Source organism: Aliivibrio sp. SR45-2 (genome assembly GCF_963890165.1).
GTDB lineage: Bacteria > Pseudomonadota > Gammaproteobacteria > Enterobacterales > Vibrionaceae > Aliivibrio > Aliivibrio salmonicida.
In genome coordinates, this window is the sequence record NZ_CAWPRC010000062.1 from 1 (window position 1) to 1,420 (window position 1,420).

The window sequence follows — 1,420 nt, forward strand, 5'->3', positions numbered from 1 at the left end:
ATTAAAACAAGATGATGGAATTAGGACATATACACTAACCGATATTGCAAGTGATTATTTAGCATCTATTGCCCCAGTAGAAGATGCATTTTATCAACTAATTAGAAGCAAACAAAGAGAATTAAAGAGACATATAGAAACAAGTTTAACTGAGCACAATCATTATCATTTAGACATTACAAATGTACATGCTAAGAATAAGGATGAAAAAATATGTGCCGTTTATCTAAAACAAGCTTTAAATTTAGCCAAATATGATAACAACTACGAAGCAGCTCTAGAGTTAGTTAGAAATGCAAAAGAAATGATGCCAGACTTTTCAGAATGCTATAGAGTTAATGCATACTTACTACATAAAAGCCCATATAAAGCTCAATCAGAATATGAATCCGCTATTGAATATAATTCAAATTCTGTTATAGCTTATTATGCTTATAGTCAATTTTTACTTCAAGACGAGGATTATCCCTACGCATTAGAGCAAATAGATCACGCTATAAAGTTAAATGATGATGAATCTTTAATTTCGTTTAAAGCACTTATATTAACTCGTTCAGGTGATTACTCTACAGCTATAAGCTTATATGAAAAAATATTACCTGTTCAACGTAATAATCCACATCGAAAATTTAGAATTAGTACTTATCAACAAGTCATCAGTTGTTATAAACGCTATGTAGAAAGATTAATAATTGATTGTGATTTACCTAAATCACAACATATCCTCGAACGTATATATGAACTTTTTTATGAGATATTAAATCATGATAATTATGACGATCGTTCATTTTCATTATTATGCCAAGTATTAGTTATCTCAGATAAAATTGATATAAAAAATAAGAATATTAAATATACGACAAAAACAATTAGTATCATCGAAGATTTCCAAGGTACATTAAGTGTGCATCATAAAATAAAATTAAAGTCTGAATTAATGGTTGCCTTAACTAGTCTTTATTCTGAAAGTAAAAATAAAATACAGTTTTTAATTAACGAATTATCATCATGTAGTGATATGAAAGAGAACTTATGCCATGGCATAATTAAGGGAATTTTTTGTAAAGCTGCAAATAATCTATCTTTTGGTTTTATCATCAGCGATGATAATACTGAATATTTCTTCCACCGAGGAGAGCTTAGTCCGCAAAATGCTTTTGATAATAATGATGAGCATAAAGGAATAAGAGTGGGATTTTATTCACATAATACTAAAAAAGGCCCAACAGCAAAAAATGTGCACTTGATTTAAATTAATATAGGCTCTAACTTGCCAATTGTTAGGGCCTTTTTTCATAACGCCGCAATAACACGTTTATTACTACGACGACTTAGCTGAATTTTACTGCCTTAAACACCAAAACCAAAGACAAACCTACAACGCCGAATGTAATAAATCGTGTTGATTGCTTTGTTATAC

1 protein-coding gene is annotated in these 1,420 nt (G+C 29.6%); it reads left to right on the top strand.

What is annotated here, in order from left to right:
* The coding region (locus tag AACV33_RS03000) for a cold shock domain-containing protein (RefSeq protein WP_182700727.1) at positions 1 to 1,252 on the top strand (1,252 nt) is incomplete at its 5' end.
* Positions 1,253 to 1,420: the final 168 nt, after the last annotated feature.